The sequence below is a fragment of the Propylenella binzhouense genome (assembly GCF_009866965.1).
In the GTDB taxonomy this organism is placed as follows: Bacteria; Pseudomonadota; Alphaproteobacteria; order Rhizobiales; family Afifellaceae; genus Propylenella; species Propylenella binzhouense.
Map to the genome: position 1 here is coordinate 1 of NZ_SPKJ01000199.1, position 2,174 is coordinate 2,174.

The 2,174-nt window shown below is 74.3% G+C and carries 2 protein-coding genes and 1 tRNA gene; 2 read left to right on the forward strand and 1 reads right to left on the reverse strand.

The features are described from left to right. Together E4O86_RS22835 and E4O86_RS22840 are read left to right on the forward strand one after the other, a co-directional pair. The coding region (locus E4O86_RS22835; RefSeq protein WP_161142837.1) for a helix-turn-helix domain-containing protein at window positions 1–1,087 on the forward strand (1,087 nt) is incomplete at its 5' end. 9 nt (window positions 1,088–1,096) lie between these two features. Then, entirely contained in the window at window positions 1,097–1,750 is a 654-nt protein-coding gene (locus tag E4O86_RS22840; RefSeq protein ID WP_161142838.1) for a Vgb family protein, read from the forward strand. A 111-nt stretch (window positions 1,751–1,861) separates the two neighbouring features. On the opposite strand, the gene E4O86_RS22845 is transcribed toward E4O86_RS22840, so the two are convergent. Beyond that, a tRNA-His gene (locus tag E4O86_RS22845) sits at window positions 1,862–1,938 on the reverse strand. Between the last annotated feature and the right edge of the window lie 236 nt (window positions 1,939–2,174).

Sequence of the window (2,174 nt, forward strand, 5' to 3'; positions counted from 1 at the left end):
GTTCCCGCGCGCAAGGGCGCTGCTGCGGGACGCGGCGCGGGCCTTCGGGCCGAAGGAGCCGGCGGCGCGGGCGCGATGCATCCTCGCCGAGGCCGAGATCGCGCTCGTCTCGCGCGATCTCGGCGGCAGCACGACCGCCCTCGCCGCCGCGCGGGCGGTGCTCGCGGCCCATGGCGACCGCGCGAACGCCGCCCATGCCGGCTATCTCGAGGCCCGCCGGCTTCTCCTGATCGGGCGTCTCGACGAGGCCGAGGCGACGCTCCGTGAACTCAGCTTCGAGGCTCTGCCGCAGGCGTCGCGGACCGGATACTGGCTGGTCGCCGCGGGCATCGCGATGCGGCGCATCCGGGCGGAGCCGGCGCGCGCCGCGCTCGACGAAGCGGAGCATGCCGCGTGCCGGACGGGGATCCCGGCGCTCGCGGCGGAGGTGGAGCGGGCCGCGCGCGCGCTCGCGGCGCCTGCCGCGATCCTCGTCGCGCGCGCAGAAAGCCGGCCTGCCGGGCTCGCCGAGATCGAGGCGCTCATCGCCTCGGACACATTCGTGGTGGATGCGTGCCGCAATGTCGTGCGCGCCGGGGCGGCGATCTTCCCGTTTGCGGGACGGCCGGTCCTCTTCGCGCTCGCCCGGACGCTCGCCGCGGCATGGCCCGCGGACGTATCGCGCGAAGAGCTGGTCGCCTGCGCCTTCCGGGCGCGCGAGGCAGACGAATCGCACCGCGCAAGGCTACGCGTCGAGATCGGCCGGCTGCGGAAGATGCTCGGCCTGATCGCCGGACTGCATGCGACGCGCCGCGGCTTCGCGCTCAGGCCGCACGGCCGGCGAAGCGTGGCCGTCCTCGCACCGCCCGTCGAAGGAGACCATGCCGACGTGCTGGCGCTCCTCGCGGACGGCGAGGCGTGGTCGAGCTCTGCGCTCGCGCTGGCGCTCGGCGTGAGCCCCCGCACCGTCCAGCGCGCGCTCGAGGCGCTGGCGGAGGCCGGAAAGGTCGAATCCTTCGGCCGCGGCCGGGCCTGCCGCTGGATGGCGCCGAACGTGCCGGGCTTCCCGACAAGCTTGTTGCTCCCGGCTCCGCCAGCGCACGGTTAGGATGGCATCATGAAACGCGCCCCTGCCGAGATCCTCCGCGAATACGGACCCTTTCCCGAGATCGAGGGGGTGCACGGGGTCAGCTTCGACGGGCGGCGGGTCTGGTTCGCCTCGGGCGACCGGCTGAACGCCCTCGATCCCGAAGCCGGGGAGATCGTCGGCGCGCTGGCAGTCCCCGCCGATGCGGGAACGGCCTTCGACGGAAAGCACCTGTTCCAGATCGCCGGCTCCGAGATCCGCAAGATCGATCCGGAGACGGGCGCGGTGCTCGGCACGATCCCGGCCCCCGGAAGCGGCGGCGATTCGGGGCTCGCCTGGGCCGAAGGGGCGCTCTGGGTCGGCCAGCACCGCGGCCGCAAGATCCACCAGGTCGATCCGGAAACCGGGGCCGTGCTCCGCACCATCGAATCGGACCGCTTCGTCACCGGCGTCACCTGGGTGGAGGGCGAGCTCTGGCACGGCACCTGGGAGGAGGAGACGAGCGACCTGCGCCGCGTCGATCCGGAGACGGGAGAGGTGCTCGAATGCCTCGAAATGCCGGCCGGCACCGGCGTCTCCGGGCTCGAATCGGATGGCAGCGACCGGCTCTTCTGCGGCGGCGGGAGCAGCGGAAAGGTGCGGGCCGTCCGCCGTCCGGGAAGGCCGGCCGGTGCGGCGCGCTAGGAAAGTCCCCGCAGGCGGCCGAGACCGCCCGCCGCGGGGGAGCCTCAGAGGTTCGGGAGCGAGCGACGGCGCCCTGCCGGACCGCAGGGCGAAGCCGGCGCATGGACGGACTGGTACAGCCGGGTGGACTCGAACCACCGACCTTCGGAGCCACAATCCGACGCTCTAACCAACTGAGCTACGGCTGCATGAGACCAGTCGGCCGCCCGGCCGGAAGGCTCCGGGGCGGCGCGGGCGGACCCTAGTCGATCGGGCCCTCCCTTTGCAAGTGCGCCCGCGCAGGCGGGCGCGGGCGTAAGGCCTTTGCAAGTGCGCCCGCGCAGGCGGGCGCGGGCGTAAGGCGACCGCGCGGCGCCACCAGGGCGCCCGCGGGAATGGCCGGGCGGTTCCGTCCGCCCCGGCCGGGCCCTCAGGCCTGGGCGGC

Excerpts from the sequence above, each read along its gene's own strand:
- E4O86_RS22840 (WP_161142838.1), top strand. The coding sequence starts at position 1,097 with ATGAAACGCGCCCCTGCCGAGATCCTCCGCGAATACGGACCCTTTCCC.